Here is a 17,186-nt window from a genome sequence, read left to right as displayed (position 1 = left end):
GGACGTGCGCCCGCCGCCCGCAGTCTGTATGCAGGGGCACATGGCGGTGATCGTGGCTCTGGGCGCGTTCCTGATGACGCTGGCGGGCGGGTGGACGGCGCAGCGGGTCACCGACCGCCGCCACCTCGTACTCGGCCTGGCCGGCGGGCTGATGCTCGGCGTGGTCGGCCTGGACCTGCTGCCGGAGGCGCTGGAGGCCGCCGGCCGCCCGTTCCTCGGCGTGCCGCTCGCGCTGCTGCTGTTCGTGGCCGGCTTCCTCGTGGCCCATGTCGTGGAACGGCTGCTGGCGGTACGCCAGGCGGCCCACGGGGCCGAGAACGGCGGCCGCACCCCCGAGGTCGGCCTGACCGCCGCCGCGGCCATGGTCGGTCACAGCGTCGCCGACGGCGTGGCCCTGGGCGCGGCCTTCCAGGTCGGCGGGGGCATGGGCGCGGCCGTCGCGCTGGCCGTGGTCACCCATGACTTCGCCGACGGGTTCAACACCTACACCCTGACCCGCCTGTACGGGAACGCCCGCCGCAAGGCCCAGCTGATGCTGTTCGCCGACGCGCTCGCCCCGGTCGTCGGCGCGGCCTCCACCCTGCTGTTCACGCTCCCCGAGGAACCGCTCGGCGCCTACCTCGCGTTCTTCGGCGGGGCGCTGCTCTACCTCGCCGCCGCGGAGATCCTCCCCGAGGCCCACCACAGCCACCCCGCCCTGTCCACGCTGATGTGCACGGTGGGCGGAGTGGTGGGCATCTGGCTGGTGGTGGGCCTCGCGGAGTGAGCCCGGCGGCAGGGTCACGGCCGGGCCGACGCGTCCGCAGCCGACGCGTCCGCCGATGTGGCCGCCGATGTGGCCGCCGCGGCGACGAAACGCACGGCGACCGCAGGCTCCGCCGCCCAGTGCGTGTGCAGGTAACTGGCGTGCACACCGCCCTGGACGAAGCCCTCGACCCGGCGTTCCGGATGGGTGAACCCCCACGCGGGGGCGGTCCCGGCGCCGGGCTCGATCACGGTCCGGTGGAACTCGTGCCCGCGCAGCCGGCTCCCGGCGGCGGCCAGCGCGCTGTCGGACACCGCGACGGCCTCGCGGTAGCCCAGGGTCAGCCGCTCCGACATCCGCGCGTCGGCGTCGAGCACCCCGCACATCGGCGTGCCGTCGAGGGAACGCGCCAGATAGAGCAGGCCCGCGCACTCGGCGGCCACCGGGGCACCGCTCGCGGCCAGCTCCGCCACGGCCTTGCGGAGCGGCTCGTTCGCCGCGAGCTCGGGGGTGTACATCTCGGGGAAGCCCCCGCCGATCACGAGCGCGCTCGTGCCGTGGGGGAGGGCCTCGTCGTGGAGGGGGTCGAAGGTGACCACCTCCGCGCCGGCGGCCGTGAGCAGCTCGGCGTGCTCGGCGTAGGAGAAGGTGAATGCGGGGCCTCCGGCGACGGCGACGAGGGGTGCCCCACCCCGCCCCTTCCCGAAACCGGGGACTGCGCCCCCGGACCCCGCCCGGGCCTCCGCCCCGAACCCCGCCCGGAGCTCCGCCCCGAGCCCGGCCTGCGCCCGGCCCCCGCTCGCGCCCGCGGACGCACTCGCCACGGCATCGGCCGGGTCCCAGGCCACCGTGTCCAGCGGCGGCGCGCTCCGCGCCAGGGCCAGCAGGGCCTCCAGGTCGCAGCCTGCACGGACCTGGTCCGCCAGCGCGCGTACGGAGGCCAGTGCGTCGGCACGCCGCTCGGCGACCGGGACCAGCCCGAGGTGCCGGGACGGCGCGGAGACCTGCGGGGCCCGGCGCAGCACGCCCAGCACCGGCATGCCGGCCTCCTCCAGCGCCTCGCGGAGCATCACCTCGTGCCGGTCGGAGCCGACCTTGTTCAGGATCACGCCGCCGAGCCGCACCTGCGGGTCGAACGAGGCGAACCCGTGCACCAGGGCCGCCACCGACCGGGACTGCGAGGAGGCATCGACGACCAGCACCACCGGCGCCCGCAGCAGTTTCGCCACGTGCGCGGTCGAGGCGAGCTCCCCGCGCCCGGCGGCGCCGTCGTAGAGGCCCATCACGCCTTCGACCACGGCCAGGTCACAGCCCCGCGCCCCGTGCGCGAACAGCGGGGCGACCAGCTCCGGGCCGCACATGAAGGCATCCAGGTTCCGTCCCGGCCGCCCGGTGGCCAGGGCGTGGTAGCCGGGGTCGATGTAGTCGGGGCCGGCCTTGTGCGGGGACACGGCGAGGCCGCGCTCGGCGAACGCGGCCATCAGGCCGGTCGCGACCGTGGTCTTGCCGCTCCCCGAGGACGGGGCGGCGATCACCAGGCGGGGGACGGAGACGGAGGTCACCACTCGATGCCCTTCTGGCCCTTCTGGCCGGCGTCCATCGGGTGCTTGATCTTGGTCATCTCGGTCACGAGGTCCGCGAACTCGCACAGCTTCGCGGGGGCGTTACGGCCGGTGATCACCACGTGCTGGGTGCCCGGGCGGTTCCGCAGCACCTCGATCACCTCGTCGACGTCGATCCAGCCCCAGTGCATCGGGTACGCGAACTCGTCGAGCACGTACAGCCGGTGCGTCTCGGCGGCCAGGTCGCGCTTGACCTGCTCCCAGCCCTCCTTCGCGGCCTGCTCGTTGTCGAGCTGCGCGTCCCGCTGGACCCAGGACCAACCCTCGCCCATCTTGTGCCAGACGACGGAGCCGCCCTCGCCGGAGGCGCCGAGCACCTTCAGCGCGTTCTCCTCGCCGACCTTCCACTTCGCCGACTTGACGAACTGGAACACCCCGATCGGCCAGCCCTGGTTCCAGGCGCGCAGTGCCAGCCCGAAGGCCGCCGTGGACTTGCCCTTGCCGGGCCCGGTGTGGACGAACACCAGCGGCCGGTTGCGGCGCTGACGCGTGGTGAGACCGTCGTCGGGGATGACGGTCGGCTGTCCCTGAGGCATTACGCGGCCCTCCTGTGGCTTCTTGCCGGAACTGACGTGCCGGACGTGGTGGCTGTGGCGTACCTGGCGGACGCGGCAGGCGTGGCGGACGTGGCGGCCGTACGGACGTGCTTGACGAGCCCGGCGAGCGAGTCGGCCCGCAGCCCGTCGAGGGTGACCACCGGGCCGCCGAGATCGGCGGCCAGCGCCCCGGCCAGGCCCAGCCGGACCGGCCCGGACTCGCAGTCCACGACCACCGAGGCGATCCCCCCGCCGGCCAGCAGGCGCGCCGAGCGGCTCGCGGCCTCCCGCGGGTCCCCGCCGAGGGCACCCGACGAGGTGGCCCGGCCGTCGGTGACCACCACCAGCAGCGGCCGCCGCGCGGGATCGCGCAGCCGCTCGACGCGCAGCACCTCGTGCGCCTTGAGCAGCCCCGCCGCGAGCGGGGTGCGGCCGCCGGTGGGCAGGCGGTCCAGACGGGCGGCCGCCGCGTCCACCGAGGAGGTGGGCGGCAGCGCCAGGTCGGCACCCGCCCCCCGGAAGGTGATCATGCCGACCTTGTCCCGCCGCTGGTAGGCGTCGAGCAGCAGGGACAGTACGGCGCCCTTGACGGCGCTCATCCGCTGCCGGGCGGCCATCGAGCCGGAGGCGTCCACGACGAACAGCACCAGATTGCCCTCGCGGCCCTCACGGGTCGCCTGGCGCAGATCGTCCTTGCGGATCACCAGGCCGCGCCCGGACCGGCCGCGCGCCCGCTGGTGCGGGGCGGCGGCCTGCACGGTCGCGGCGAGGTGCAGCTTGGTCAGGTGCCCGCGCGGGCGCTGGGCCCCGGTGGTCCGGCCGTGCTCGGTCCGGGCCCGCGACCGCCGTCCGGATGCGCCCTCGCCCAGCCCCGGCACGCTGAGCATCCGGGTCCGGAACGGGTCGGCGGCGCGTACGGCGGCCTGGGTCGCGGTGTCCCCGGCCGGCTCGGGTGTTCCCTCGGGAGCGTCCGTGGGGGCCTCGCCGCGCGCGGGGGCGGGCTCCTGCCGGTCCGGGGCCCCGTCGGGCTGCTGCTCCTGCGGCTCCTGCTGCTCCGGGCCGGCCTGCGGCGGCACGCCGCCGCCCCCGTCCGGTCCGCCGTCACCGCCGTCGTCCGGGCCCTGGTCCGGCCCGCCGTCCGGGCCCCCGTCGGGGTCCGGCTCAGGCTCCGGCTCCGGCTCGGGCTCCGGCTCGTCGTCGGGGAAGCCGTCGAGGATCCGGTCGAGCATCTCCTCGTCCAGCCCCGGCGCGTCGAAGGGGTTGCGGCGCCGCCGGTGGGGGAGCGCCAGCAGTGCCGCCTGCCGGACGTCCTCCTTCCGTACGGCGTCCCGCCCGGCCCACGCGGCCAGCGCGGTCGCCGTCCGGGCCATCACGATGTCGGCCCGCATGCCGTCCACCTCGAAGGCGGCGCACACGGCCGCGATCTGCAGCAGCGCGCCGTCACCCAGCCGGACCTGCGGCAGCAGCGCGCGCGCCGCCACCACCCGGGCCCGGACGTCCGCCTCGTCGCCGGCCCAGCGGGCGGCGAAACCGGCCGGGTCGTCCTCGTAGGCGAGCCGGCGCCGGACCACCTCGACCCGCTGCTCCGGCTCGCGGGAGGCCGCGACCTCCACGGTCAGGCCGAACCGGTCGAGCAGCTGCGGACGCAGCTCGCCCTCCTCCGGGTTCATGGTGCCCACCAGCAGGAACCGGGCGGCGTGCCGGACCGACACCCCTTCCCGCTCCACGTAGGAGGCGCCCATCGCGGCGGCGTCCAGCAGCAGGTCGATCAGGTGGTCGTGGAGGAGGTTGACCTCGTCCACGTAGAGGATCCCGCGGTGCGCGTCGGCCAGCAGACCGGGCTCGAAGGCCTTCACGCCCTCCGCCAGGGCACGTTCGATATCGAGCGCGCCGACCAGCCGGTCCTCGGAGGCGCCGACGGGCAGCTCCACCATCCGGGCGGGGCGGGCGGTGCCCTCGGCCGTGTCGTGCGGCCCGTCCGGGCAGGCCGGGTCGGGCGTGCCCGGCGCGCACGAGAACCGGCAGCCGGCGACGACGTCGACCGCCGGCAGCAGCGCCGACAGGGCGCGTACGGCCGTGGACTTGGCGGTGCCCTTCTCGCCGCGCACCAGCACGCCGCCGACCGCGGGGCTGACGGCGTTCAGCAGCAGCGCCAGTCGCAGGCCGTCCTGGCCGACCACGGCCGAGAAGGGGAAGGGGACGCCGCTCATGAACCGATCACTCCTTCGAGTGGCGCGCGGGGACGTACCCGCCGACGCGCTCCGATCGTGCAAGGGTTGCCGTGTGCTCCCCGCTCCTGCGGGGACGATCCCGGGTAGGGCGTTCTCACGCGTTGCTCACTTCCGTGGTCCCCGCCGATGCGGGGGTGAACTTCTTCTGCCCGACCTTCACGGCGCCCCCGGCGGGATGAACGGCAGGCCCGCGGGCGCGCCGGACTCGATCAGCCGCAGCAGGGCGGAGGTGTCCGCGTGCTGCTCGATCAGGTCGCCCAGCAGGTCCAGCTGTGCCTCGCGCAGCGCGGCGAAGGACGTGTCCGGGGCCGGGACGAAGCGCCGGCCCGCCGCCTCCGCGACCTGCCGGAGGAAGGCGCGGCGGAAGCCGTCGGACTCCAGCGAGCCGTGCCAGTGGGTGCCCCAGACCGCGCCGACCCGGCACCCCTCGAGACTGCGTCCCTCGTCATCAGAGATGAACGTCTCGCCGCCCAGCACCTCGGCGACCCCGTGGTGGATCTCGTACCCGTCGACGGTCTCGCCGAGGGCCGTGCCCGTCGGACGGGCCAGGGTCTTCTCCCTGGCGAACCGGATCCGGACCGGCAGCAGTCCGAGGCCGTCCACCACGCCCGCCCGCGACTCGACCTCGTCCTCGATCCGCTCGCCGAGGACCTGGAAGCCGCCGCAGACGCCCAGCACCGGCCGCCCCTCCGCGGCCCGCCGGGCGATGGCGTCGGCCAGGCCGCGCTCCCGCAGCCACTCCAGCGCCTTAACCGTCCCGCGGGTGCCCGGTACGACGACCAGGTCCGCGTCGGACAGCTCCTCGGGCCGGTCCACGAAGCGCACCACCACGCCCGGCTCCGCGGCGAGCGCGTCCACGTCCGTGAAGTTGGACATCAGCGGCACCGCGCACACCGCGACCCGCAGCACGTCCTCGCCGACCGGCGGGGCCACCACCGACTCCCGGACCGCGCCGCGCAGCGAGACCCGCAGCCCGTCCTCCTCGTCGATGCCCAGCCCGTGCCGGAACGGCAGCACTCCGTACGTGGCCCGCCCGGTCATCGACCGGAGCATCTCCAGGCCGGGCTCCAGCAGGGACACATCACCGCGGAACTTGTTCACCAGATAGCCGGCGATCAGCGACTGGTCCTGCTCCGAGAGCAGGGCCGTGGTGCCGAAGAAGGACGCGAACACCCCGCCCCGGTCGATGTCCCCGACCACCACCACGGGGAAGTCCGCGGCGCGCGCGATCCCCATGTTCACGATGTCCGTCCGGCGCAGGTTGATCTCGGCCGGACTGCCCGCCCCCTCGCAGATCACGGCGTCATACGTGCCCCGCAGCTGCTCCAGGCAGTCCGTGACCACACCGAGCAGCTGTTCCTGCCGCCCGCCGTGGTAGCCGCGGGCGCTCATCTCGCCCACCGGCTTGCCCAGCAGGACCACCTGGCTGCTGCGGTCGCTGCCCGGCTTGAGCAGCACCGGGTTCATCAGGGCGGTCGGCTCCACCCGGGCCGCCTGCGCCTGCATGGCCTGGGCGCGGCCGATCTCCGCGCCCTCCCGGGTCACGAAGGAGTTCAGCGACATGTTCTGCGCCTTGAAGGGCGCCACCTTCACGCCCTGCCGCGCCAGCCACCGGCAGATGCCGGCGGTGACCACGCTCTTCCCGGCGTCCGAGGTCGTGCCCGCGACGAGCAGACCCCCGCCGCGCCTACCGGTCCCGCTCATCCGCGTCCCCTCCGTGCCGCTCGTACCGCTCGTACCGTCCGTGCCGCCCGTGCCGCCCGTACCGCCCGTACCGTGCGTGCCGCCAGCAGCCGGCCCGCCACGCACGTGCCCAGCGCCAGCCAGGTCACCTGCCGGGACAGCCGGACCGCCCGTTCGATGTCCGCGACCTGCACCGGCCGCCCCGCCGCCCCGTTGAGCACCGCCCGGTGCTCCACCCGGCCGCCGTAGGCGAGGGTGCCGCCCATCCTGACCCCGAGCGCCCCGGCGAAGGCGGCCTCGACCGGGCCGGCGTTGGGGCTGGGGTGGGCCGCCGCGTCGGTACGCCAGGCCCTGACCGCCCCCCGACGGTCAGGGCCGGCGAGTACGGCGGCCAGTGCGGTCAGCCGGGCGCCCGGCCAGCCCGCGACGTCGTCCAGCCGGGCCGAGGCCCAGCCGTAGTTCAGATGGCGGGGCGACTTGTGGCCCACCATCGCGTCGAGGGTGTTCACGGCGCGGAACGCGACCAGCCCCGGTACGCCCGCGACGGCCCCCCACACCAGCGCGCCGACCACGGCGTCGGAGGTGTTCTCGGCGACCGACTCCACCACGGCCCGGGCGATCTGCTGCTCGTCCAGTGACTGCGGGTCGCGCCCGCACAGGTGGGGGAGGCGTTCGCGGGCCACGTCGGTGTCACCGGCGGCGAGCGCCCCGCCGATCGCACGGGCCTCCCGGCCCAGCGAGGTGCCGCCGACGACGGCCCAGGTGGCGGCCGCGGTCAGGGCGATCCGGACGGCGGCGGGGCGGGAGCGCACGGCGCGGGCGGCGAGCGCGCCCAGTGCTGCCGCGCCCCCGGCGCACACCGCGGCGTGCACGACGCCCCGGGAGCGCCGGTCGCGCCAGAGGGCGCGTTCCACGGCGGCGGCGGTTCGTCCGAAGGCGGCGACGGGGTGCCCGCGGCGCGGATCACCGAGGATCCGGTCGCCGATCAGGCCCGCCGTCACGCCGTACGCGAAAACGCGATCGGCACGCATGGGGCAGCTATGTCCTCACTCAGGGTCCGCGCCCTGGTTCGACGTGTCCGGCGGCGAGAGTTCCTGGCTCCCGGGAGCCCCGGGTCCTCGTACGGGCGTACGGGCCGGGCTCCGCGGTGACAGTGGCGGGACCGCGCCGGATTCGCACCGGACTTCCTCTGCTGCCGCCGTGATGGCTCCGGCAGTCCACCACGCACCGCGATCGCCCGTCAACTTGCCGTTGACCTGCGGTGGAAGTGGGGGTGCGGGCGGGGCAGGGCATGCGAAAGCTCCCCCCGGGAGAACCGGGAGGAGCCTTCGGACGCGGCGGGTGCCGCTGAGGGTCAGACGACGATCAGGTAGATCCCGTAGGCCACGGCCGCGGCGCAGAGCGCGAAGGCGGCGTAGGCGCCGGTCCGGGCCAGGGTGGCGGTGCCGCCCTGCTCGGTGGCGGCCTCGTGCCGGGACAGACCGATCAGGCCCAGGGTGAACAGGGCGACCAGGAGGACGGTGGCGGAGAGGCTGACTCCGAAGACGGAGCCCAGGGCTGCCCAGTCGATCTTCATGCTGCGAAACCTTCTCTGCTGGTCAGACCGCGGCGGCCGGGGCCGTCGGGGTCTCGCCGGACGCGTGGGCGTTCGGGGCGGGGATGGTGGCCTTCAGGTCCTCGTCGATGACCGCGGCGATGGTGCCCGCCGGCGGGACGGTGACGGCCGCGATCGCGGTGGTGACCACGCCCGGCTCCTCGGCGCCGGTCTCGTTGACGTTGTTGTGGTCCACGACCTGGCGGCGGGAGATCAGCCAGATGGCCAGGCAGGAGCCGACCAGGAAGACGGTGACGGCGGCGACGCCGATGTCACCGATGCGCATGACGTACTCGGCGCCCGCGCCGACGAGGGCGGCGGCCGGCAGGGTCAGGCCCCAGGCGACGAACATGCGGGTCGCGGTGGACCAGCGGACCACGCCGCCCTTGCGGCCGAGGCCGGCACCCATGACCGCGCCGGAGCACGAGTGGGTGGTGGAGAGGGAGAAGCCCAGGGTGGAGGAGGCGAGGATGACGGACGCGGCCGAGGTCTGGGCGGCGAAGCCCTGCTGCGGCTGCAGGTCGGTCAGGCCGGAGCCCATGGTGCGGATGATCCGCCAGCCGCCCAGGTAGGTGCCGAGCGCGATGGCCATGCCGGCGGAGACGATGACCCAGACCGGCGGGTTGGAGCCGGGCGCCAGCGCGCCGCCGGCGATCAGGGCCAGGGTGATGATGCCCATCGTCTTCTGCGCGTCGTTGGTGCCGTGCGCGAGGGAGACCAGGCCGGCGGAGGCGATCTGGCCGGCCTTGTAGCCCTTGGCCGAGGTCTTCTCGCCGACGTTGTTGCCGAGCTTGTAGGTGAGGCGCGCGGCCAGCATCGCGGCGACGCCGGCGACGATCGGCGCGGCCACTGCGGGGATGAGGACCTTGGTCACGATGACGTCGCCGTTCACCGCGCCGATGCCGGCAGAAGCGACCGCGGCACCGATCAGGCCGCCCATCAGGGCGTGCGAGGAGCTGGAGGGCAGGCCGACCAGCCAGGTCACCAGGTTCCAGAGGATGGCGCCGACGAGCGCCGCGAAGATCACCTCTGGCTGGATGCCGTCTTCGTTGACGAGCCCCTTGGAGATCGTCTTGGCGACCTCCACGGACATGAACGCGCCGACGAGGTTCAGCACGGCGGACATGGCCACCGCCGTCTTGGGCTTGAGGGCGCCGGTCGAGATGGTGGTCGCCATCGCGTTGGCGGTGTCGTGGAAACCGTTCGTGAAGTCGAACACGAGAGCGGTGATGATCACGATCCCGAGGAGAAGCGTTATGTGCTCCATTTACCCAGGCTTCTGTTTGGCGTCAGTGGCGAGGCGAACGTAAGCAACCTAGGTGAACGAAAAGTGAACTGACTCGGGCTGTGCGGTGTACCCGTGCGGTTCGAGTTGCGGACGCTCGTCCCGATACTGCCCTCATTGGGGGGATTCGTGCACGTCATCGAAGGGTGAACGGAACCTTTCGAACGGGACCTCCGGTGCGCGGCCCGCCCTTCGGGTCCACCGAAAGAGACGTACATCACTCCAGGCCGGAGGCTTCCGGAGCGATCCCTTCCAGGTGTCTTCCACTGGCCGGGGCCCATCCCGCCACCGAAACTGGAACGGTGCGCACCGCGACTGCGACGGCAGCGGCCGTCACCACCACCCTCCTGGGGGCCGGAGCGGCCGCCGTCGTGGCCGGGCGGTACGCCGCCGACGTCACGCTGCGGCCCGTACCGGGGCGCCCGCTCCCCGGCGGCCCCCGGCTCACCGTCCACTCCACCGCGCCCGGCCGGGTCGCCCTGACCCGCTCCCTGGCCACCCTCCGCCCCGGCACCCACGGGCTGGACGCCCCCGGCGTGCACGCCGTGGTCGGCCGGGTGCTGCGGGACGTCCCGCACGACCCGGACACCGTGGTCCGGGAACTCGTCCGGGTCACCCACGGCACCCTGGAACCCGGCACCCGGGTCCGGCTCACCCCGCAGATCCACATCGGCGACCCGCGCTCCGCGCTCGGGCTCGACCACGCAGACGTGGACGTCCCCGGAGAGCTGGGCGGCCTGCCCGCCTGGTTCGTGCCCGGCGCCCGCGACACCTGGGTGATCGCCGTCCACGGGCTCGGCGGCACCCGGGAGCACCCGATGGTGGTCATGCCCTTCCTGCGCCGGTACCACCTCCCGGTGCTGGCCCTCGCCTACCGGGGCGATCTCGGGGCCCCCGCCTGTCCCGACGGCATCAGCCACCTCGGCGCCTCCGAATGGCGCGACCTGGACGCCGCCATCCGCTACGCCCTCCGGTTCGGCGCCCGCCGGGTGATCCTGCACGGCTGGTCCACGGGCGCCACCATGGCCCTCTACGCCGCACAGCGCTCGGCCCTCGCCGACAGCATCGCCGGCCTGGTCCTGGACTCCCCGGTGCTCGACCGGCACGCCACCCTGCGCAACCTGGCCCTCGCCCGCGGGGTGCCGCCCGCCCTGCTCCCGCTGGCGGTCCGGGCCGCCGAGGCGCGGACCGGCATGCTCGCCGACCACCGGAACCCGGTGGCCGACCCGGCCGCGCTGCGCATGCCCGTCCTCGTCTTCTCCGGGCCGGACGACACGATCGCCCCCTGGGAACCCGCCCGCCGGCTCGCCGCGCTCCGCCCCGACCGCGTCACCCTCTATCCCGTCCGCGACGCCCCGCACGGGGGAATGTGGAACGCCAACCCCTCCCGCTACGAGGAGGTGCTCCGGCGCTTCATCACCCCGCTCATGTGAGGCGCCGCCGGGGCCGCCCGGCGCCCCCGGCGGGCCGCCGCCATGGCCCGCCGCCCGCGTCCGGGCCCCCGCCCCTGGTCCGCGGCACCGGGGCGGGCGTCTTGTCCCGGTCTGTACCGTCGGCCCCACCCCGCCCCACCAGCGGTAACGGCCGGTTCCGTTTGGGCTTTCGGGCTGTGACGGGCGAGACTGATTCCGTGACGTCCCGAAAGCCTGATGAGCAGTTGGCTCGCGCTTCCAGACTCCGACTCATCTCCCCGCGTTCCGTGGCCACCGCCCGCAAGGCGGTCACCGACCGCCGCCCCCGGCCGGCCTCCCGGCCGCCGGAGGGCACCCCGGCCGCGCCCGAACTCGCGGACCGCGCGCGGGCGTCGCTCTCCGACGCCGTCAGACTGGCCCGCTGGGCCGAACGCAACCTCCAGGACGCCGACGGATCGGGCCCCGCCCCGGCCGGCGCACTGGCCGCCCGCGACGTCGAACGGGCCTCTGCCGACCTCCGCCTGACGCACGGACAGGTCCGGGCCGGCTGGGACCGCGCCCGGCTCGCCGGACTGGTCGAGATGCACGGCGGCAGCGCCCGCCCCGGCTGGCGGCTGCGGGCCTGGGACCGCGACGACGCCGCCGTGCTCCGCGGCTGGGTCGCGCTCTTCGACGCCTGGTCGCTGGTCCACCCCGCGCCCGCCGACATCGTCCCCGAGCTGGTCGCCGAGGTCGTCGAGGCGATGCCGCAGGTCCTCTCCCTGCTCCAGCTCTCGGCCGGACCCGTCGGCGTGCCCGCCCTGCTGGACCTGCTCGGCCAGCGCGTCGCCGAACTCCGCGAGGAGCGCTGTGAAATCCCCTACGACCCGGAACCCGCGGCCGTCCCGCAGTCCGCCCCGGTCGTCCAGGACCGCCGCACCGCCCCGCTCGCCCGGCTGCTGCGCTGGGCCCTCGGCGGACTCGCCGCCGTCGACGCGGTCACCCTCGGCCCGGCCGAGGCCGGACTGACCCCGCTCGGCAGCTGGGCCGTCTGGGTCAAGCTGGAGCAGATCTGCGTGGCCGCGCAGAGCCCCGCCGGGAACATCGAGCAGTCCGCCGCGGCGATGCTGCACGGCTGCGCCCGGCTCACCCCCGGCCCGGCCCGCGCCGAGTACCGCGCCTGGCTGGCCGCCCGGCCCGTCGGCCACGCCGTCAGCGAGCTGCTGCAGGCCGCCCGCGGGGAGGACGCCCTGCTGCGCGGCCTCGCCTTCGAGGCGCTCCGGGTGGTCGGCGCCCCCGCCGAACCCGAGGTGCGGGCCGCCTCCCGCGAACCGGCCCTGCGGCCCTACGCGCTGCTGTGGCTCGCCGAGCACGACGGTGAGGACCCCGAGGAGGCCCACGAGGTCCTCACCCCCGAGGAGCAGACCTGGCTCTGGGTGGACACGGCCGCCGCCATCGCCGACCACGGCGAGGCGGACCTGCTGGCCCGCCACCTCGACTCGGCGGTCCGCACCACCGTCCCCCGGCTGCTCGACGAGGTCCGTGCGGTCGGCCACCCCCGCACGGTGCAGGTCCTGGTCGCGCTGGCGGCCGCCCACCCCGACCCCTCGCTGGCCAAGGCCGTCCGAAGGGCCGCCTTCCAGGTCCACACCGGCGGGGTCTGAGGCGGTACCGCCCGAGGCCCCGCCGGCCGGCGGCCCGGACCACCCGGCCCGGACCACCCGTGCCGGAGCGCAGGGCCGGACCGCCGGCGCCGTGGGACGACCCGTGCCGGACCGCAGGCCCGGACCGCGGTCAGACCGTCGGCGCGTAGGTGCCGAAGCTCCAGATGTTGCCCTCCGCGTCCCGCGCCATGTAATCCCGCGAGCCGTAGTCCTGGTCGGTGGGCTCCATCAGGATCTCCACCCCGTGCTCCACGGCCCGGCGGTGGTGCGCGTCGACGTCCTCCACCACGACGTACACCCCCGTCGGGCCGGGCTCCTTGCCCATCGCCTGGTCGAACTTGCTCCCCGTGCCGCGGCTGCCCAGCATCACCATGCCGTTCCCGTAGGACAGCTCCGCGTGCATGACGGAGCCGTCGTCCCCCTCGTAGACCGCGACCCGGTGGAAGCCGAAGCCCTCCGTCAGCAGCTTGATCGCGGCCCTGGCGTCCCGGTACGTCAGCGTCGGGCTGATGGACGGTGTGCCCGCCATGACGATCACTCCCCTCTCCTGAACCCGTGAATGTGATCCGGGACACAGTCTGGCAGTCGACGCCGACAGTCGGCCGACCCTGTGGACGGTCAGCGGAAGGTGTTGCACCGGGCCATGTCGCCCGTGCGGTAGCCCTGGTAGAACCACTGCTGCCGCTGCGCCGCCGAGCCGTGGGTCCAGCTCTCCGGGGTCACCCTCCCCTGGAGCTTCTCCTGGATGCGGTCGTCGCCCACCGCCGCCGCCGCGTCCAGCCCGTCCCGGATGTCCTGCTCGCTCAGCCGGGTGAGCAGCGGCCGCCCGGTGGTCCGGTCCGGGGTCGTCGTCGCGTTCCGCGCCCACACCCCCGCGTAGCAGTCGGCCTGCAGCTCCACCTTGACGGCGTTGCTGGCCGCGCCGACCCGGCCGTCCTGGGCCCGCTGCAGGGTGCCGAGCAGGTTCTGGACGTGGTGCCCGTACTCGTGGGCCACCACGTACGCCTGCGCGAAGGGCCCGCCGCTCGCGCCGAACTTCGTCTGCAGCTCCCGGAAGAAGCCGAGGTCCACGTAGACCTTCCGGTCGACGGGGCAGTAGAACGGGCCGACCGCCGAGGTCGCCGTGCCGCACCCGGTGTTCACCCGCCCGCTGAAGACGACCGTGGTGGCCGGGGAGTACTGCCCGCCGCGCCGGGCGAACTCCTGCTTCCAGAAGTCCTGGGTGCTCCTCGCCACGAACGCCAGCCGGCAGTCCTCGCGCGCGTTCGCGGCAGCCCCGGTTCCGCACGCCTGCTGTACCTCCGAGGCGGAGGAGGCGGTGCCGGACGGTTCCGTGTCGCCGGAGGACAGCCCCAGCTGGTCCGGCCCCACCCCGAACAGCAGCCCCAGGACCAGGGCGATCAGCCCGGCCAGGCCGCCTCCGATGGTGGCCTTCCCGCCCGGGATGCGACGGCCCCGCACGTCCTGGACGTCGGACGTGTCCACATTGGCGTCGTCGTCGAACTGCATCCCGCACCGCCCTCCGCTCCACGTGTCCGCCGCTCCGGCGGGTGCCACGTCCTGCCGCGTCCTGCCACGCCCTTCATCCTGGTACCTGCGCATATCGCACGGGTCGCGGCGAGGGCCGAACGGGGGACGAACGGACACTGCGCCGCCCCGGCGGCAGCACGGCCGGGCCGGTCCGACTACGCTCGGCGCCCGTCCCGTCGCACCGTGCGCGGGGTGAGGGCCGTACCCCGCACAGCGAGACCCCGGAGGCTCCGCATGACCACTCCGCCGGCCGTGCCCGGCCCCGGCCCGGCACCCGCCGACGGCACGGACGGCACCGCGGACTCCGCCACGGGCACCACCGCTCCCGCGGACACCGCCGCCTCGGCCGCCACGGCCACCGCTGCCCCCACCATCGCCCCCACCGGTGCCACCGCCCCTGCGGACACCGCGAGCACCGCCGCCGGAGCACCCGCCCCCGCGCGGCGCCGGTGGGCCCGCCGCCCGCCCGCCCTGCTCGCCGTCGCCGCCTTTCTCGCCGTCCTCGCGGCCCTCCTGGCCGGGCTGAGTCCCGCCACGCCCTACGGCGACCGGCTCACCGCCCGGCAGCCCGCCGCCGGCCCGGAGGGCGCCGCGTACGAGGTGCCGCACGGCCGGCCGGCGTACCGGCTGGCCCTCGACCGCGACGCGGTGCACGCCTACGCCCCCGACGGCACCCGCCCCGCCTGGACCTATGCCCGGGAGGGCCGCCGACCGGTCGCCGTCCGCTCCGCCCCCGGCCACGCCTTCACCCTCTGGGACGACGGCATGGTCACCGACACCGTCCGCCGGGCCGGCACCGGAGACCCGGTGGTCCGCTGGCACCGGACCGCCCCCGGCGCCGGCACCGAGGGCAGCCTGGCCTCCCTCGGTGCGGACGGACGGATGCTCGTCGTGGTCACCCCCGCGCGGGCCCTCGGCTACCGAGCCGAGGACGGCGACCTGCGCTGGATCGTCACCGCCCGCAAGGGCTGCGCCTTCCGCCCCGGTGAGGCCCCGCCGACCGTCGACCGGCTGCTCCTGCTCGCCCAGGACTGTGACGACCCCGACATGCCGTGGACCCTGCGGACCGTGGCCGTGGGGGAACAGGGCCGCATCAAGCCCGCGCAGGACCGGCGGCCCGAAAAGTAGTTGCGCGCCACCGGTAGAATGAATCCCATGGCAAATCTCCTCGCGGATTAGCGGCGTCGAAGCCTCGCGTACCGCCACCCTTCCGCCGTCCACACCGCCCTGGAGCATTTCCGTGATCACCGCCACCGGCATCGAGCTGCGCGCCGGCGCCCGCGTCCTCATCGACAACGCCTCTTTCCGCGTCGCCAAGGGCGACCGCATCGGCCTGGTCGGCCGCAACGGCGCCGGCAAGACCACCCTCACCAAGTGCCTGGCCGGCGAGGGCCAGCCCGCCGCCGGCGCCATCGCCCGGTCCGGTGAGGTCGGCTACCTGCCGCAGGACCCCCGCACCGGCGACCTCGACGTCCTCGCCCGCGACCGGATCCTCTCCGCGCGCGGCCTCGACACGCTGATCAAGAAGATGCGGGCCAACGAGGACCGCATCGCCAACGGCTCGGGCGCCACCCGCGAGAAGGCCCTCAAGCAGTACGAGCGCCAGGAGACCGAGTTCCTCACCAAGGGCGGGTACTCCGCCGAGGCGGAGGCCGCCACCATCGCGGCCGCCCTCGGTCTGCCCGACCGGGTCCTGGGCCAGCCCCTGCACACCCTCTCCGGTGGCCAGCGCCGCCGCGTCGAGCTGTCCCGGATCCTCTTCTCGGACGCCGACACCCTGCTCCTCGACGAGCCCACCAACCACCTCGACGCCGACTCGATCGTCTGGCTGCGCGACTACCTCAAGACCTACCGCGGCGGCTTCATCGTGATCTCCCACGACGTCGACCTGGTCGAGACCGTCGTGAACAAGGTCTTCTACCTGGACGCCAACCGCTCGGTCATCGACGTCTACAACATGGGCTGGAAGCTCTACCAGCAGCAGCGCGAGGCCGACGAGAAGCGCCGCAAGCGCGAGCGCCAGAACGCCGAGAAGAAGGCCGCCGCGCTCAACGCGCAGGCCGACAAGATGCGCGCCAAGGCCACCAAGACGGTCGCCGCCCAGAACATGGCCAAGCGCGCCGACCGGCTGCTGTCGGGCCTGGAGGCCGTACGGGTCTCCGACAAGGTCGCCAAGCTCCGCTTCCCGGACCCCGCGCCCTGCGGCAAGACCCCGCTCACCGCCGAGGGCCTGTCCAAGTCGTACGGCTCGCTGGAGATCTTCACCGACGTCGACCTGGCCATCGACAAGGGCTCCCGGGTGGTCATCCTGGGCCTCAACGGTGCCGGCAAGACCACGCTGCTGCGCCTGCTGGCGGGCGCCGAGCAGCCCGACACCGGCGAGGTCACCCCCGGTCACGGCCTCAAGCTCGGCTACTACGCCCAGGAGCACGAGACCCTGGACCCCGACCGCACGGTCCTGGAGAACATGCGCACCTCGGCACCCGACCTCGACCTGGTCCAGGTCCGCAAGGTGCTGGGTTCCTTCCTGTTCTCCGGCGACGACGTGGACAAGCCGGCCGGGGTGCTCTCCGGCGGCGAGAAGACCCGGCTCGCCCTGGCCACCCTGGTGGTCTCCTCGGCGAACGTGCTGCTCCTCGACGAGCCGACCAACAACCTCGACCCGGCCAGCCGCGAGGAGATCCTCGGCGCCCTGCGCACCTACAAGGGCGCGGTCATCCTCGTCACGCACGACGAGGGCGCGGTGGAGGCCCTGGAGCCGGAGCGGATCATCCTGCTCCCGGACGGGGTCGAGGACCTGTGGGGTCCCGACTACCGGGACCTGGTCGCCCTCGCCTGATCCAATTCCTTCTGGATCATTCGGCTCACTGCTGATCCATCATCTGAGTGAGTCGCTCTCGTACCT

14 protein-coding genes and 1 riboswitch are annotated in these 17,186 nt (G+C 74.6%); of the genes, 5 read left to right on the top strand and 9 right to left on the bottom strand.

Annotated features, from left to right (window positions below):
* Positions 1-40: 40 nt before the first annotated feature.
* Complete coding sequence (locus AB0O36_RS20840) at positions 41-766, top strand: ZIP family metal transporter (RefSeq protein WP_365112404.1); 726 nt, start codon at positions 41-43, stop codon at positions 764-766.
* A gap of 14 nt (positions 767-780) precedes the next feature.
* Here the strand turns inward: AB0O36_RS20840 and AB0O36_RS20835 are convergent, their stop codons facing one another.
* From AB0O36_RS20835 to AB0O36_RS20805, 7 genes are all read right to left on the bottom strand, one after another.
* Positions 781-2,307, bottom strand: coding sequence for a cobyrinate a,c-diamide synthase (locus tag AB0O36_RS20835; protein ID WP_365112649.1), 1,527 nt, complete (start codon positions 2,305-2,307; stop codon positions 781-783).
* Positions 2,304-2,903, bottom strand: coding sequence for a cob(I)yrinic acid a,c-diamide adenosyltransferase (gene cobO, locus AB0O36_RS20830; RefSeq protein WP_365112401.1), 600 nt, complete (start codon positions 2,901-2,903; stop codon positions 2,304-2,306). Before cobO ends, AB0O36_RS20835 begins: the two co-directional genes overlap by 4 nt.
* On the bottom strand, positions 2,903-5,113 hold the full coding sequence (locus AB0O36_RS20825) for a putative cobaltochelatase (RefSeq protein WP_365112398.1): 2,211 nt from the start codon (positions 5,111-5,113) through the stop codon (positions 2,903-2,905). Before AB0O36_RS20825 ends, cobO begins: the two co-directional genes overlap by 1 nt.
* A 177-nt stretch (positions 5,114-5,290) precedes the next feature.
* Positions 5,291-6,838 (bottom strand): cobyric acid synthase, encoded by a 1,548-nt coding sequence (locus AB0O36_RS20820; protein ID WP_365112395.1) that lies wholly within the window; start codon positions 6,836-6,838, stop codon positions 5,291-5,293.
* Positions 6,835-7,848 carry a cobalamin biosynthesis protein gene (locus AB0O36_RS20815; RefSeq protein WP_365112392.1) on the bottom strand — a complete coding sequence of 338 codons (1,014 nt, stop codon included), beginning with the start codon at positions 7,846-7,848 and terminating at the stop codon, positions 6,835-6,837. The genes AB0O36_RS20820 and AB0O36_RS20815 overlap by 4 nt, the downstream gene beginning before the upstream one ends.
* Before the next feature lie 57 nt (positions 7,849-7,905).
* Positions 7,906-8,008, bottom strand: a riboswitch (cobalamin riboswitch).
* Between the two features lie 163 nt (positions 8,009-8,171).
* The gene (locus AB0O36_RS20810; protein WP_365112389.1) at positions 8,172-8,393 is read right to left on the bottom strand and encodes a hypothetical protein; all 222 of its coding nucleotides are present in this window, start codon (positions 8,391-8,393) and stop codon (positions 8,172-8,174) included.
* 22 nt (positions 8,394-8,415) lie between these two features.
* Complete coding sequence (locus tag AB0O36_RS20805; RefSeq protein WP_365112386.1) at positions 8,416-9,678, bottom strand: inorganic phosphate transporter; 1,263 nt, start codon at positions 9,676-9,678, stop codon at positions 8,416-8,418.
* A 320-nt stretch (positions 9,679-9,998) separates the two neighbouring features.
* Here AB0O36_RS20805 and AB0O36_RS20800 point away from each other — a divergent pair, with 320 nt between their 5' ends.
* A complete protein-coding gene (locus AB0O36_RS20800) occupies positions 9,999-11,129 on the top strand; it encodes an alpha/beta fold hydrolase (protein ID WP_365112384.1) in 1,131 nt (376 codons plus the stop codon).
* Positions 11,130-11,395: 266 nt separating this feature from the next.
* Entirely contained in the window at positions 11,396-12,751 is a 1,356-nt protein-coding gene (locus tag AB0O36_RS20795) for a hypothetical protein (protein WP_365112381.1), read from the top strand.
* 130 nt (positions 12,752-12,881) lie between these two features.
* On the opposite strand, the gene AB0O36_RS20790 is transcribed toward AB0O36_RS20795, so the two are convergent.
* Positions 12,882-13,280: a VOC family protein gene (locus AB0O36_RS20790; protein WP_365112379.1), complete on the bottom strand. Its 399-nt coding sequence runs from the start codon at positions 13,278-13,280 to the stop codon at positions 12,882-12,884.
* Between the two features lie 89 nt (positions 13,281-13,369).
* Positions 13,370-14,260, bottom strand: a complete 891-nt coding sequence (locus AB0O36_RS20785) for a neutral zinc metallopeptidase (RefSeq protein WP_365112376.1) — start codon at positions 14,258-14,260, stop codon at positions 13,370-13,372.
* A gap of 255 nt (positions 14,261-14,515) precedes the next feature.
* Here AB0O36_RS20785 and AB0O36_RS20780 point away from each other — a divergent pair, with 255 nt between their 5' ends.
* Both AB0O36_RS20780 and AB0O36_RS20775 read left to right on the top strand, forming a co-directional pair.
* Positions 14,516-15,409, top strand: coding sequence for a hypothetical protein (locus AB0O36_RS20780; protein ID WP_365112373.1), 894 nt, complete (start codon positions 14,516-14,518; stop codon positions 15,407-15,409).
* A 112-nt stretch (positions 15,410-15,521) separates the two neighbouring features.
* Positions 15,522-17,120 (top strand): ABC-F family ATP-binding cassette domain-containing protein, encoded by a 1,599-nt coding sequence (locus AB0O36_RS20775; RefSeq protein ID WP_365112370.1) that lies wholly within the window; start codon positions 15,522-15,524, stop codon positions 17,118-17,120.
* Positions 17,121-17,186 lie beyond the last annotated feature (66 nt).

This window comes from Streptomyces sp. NPDC089799, assembly GCF_040684755.1.
Lineage (GTDB): Bacteria > Actinomycetota > Actinomycetes > Streptomycetales > Streptomycetaceae > Streptomyces.
This window is presented reverse-complemented; position numbering and strand designations above follow the sequence as displayed.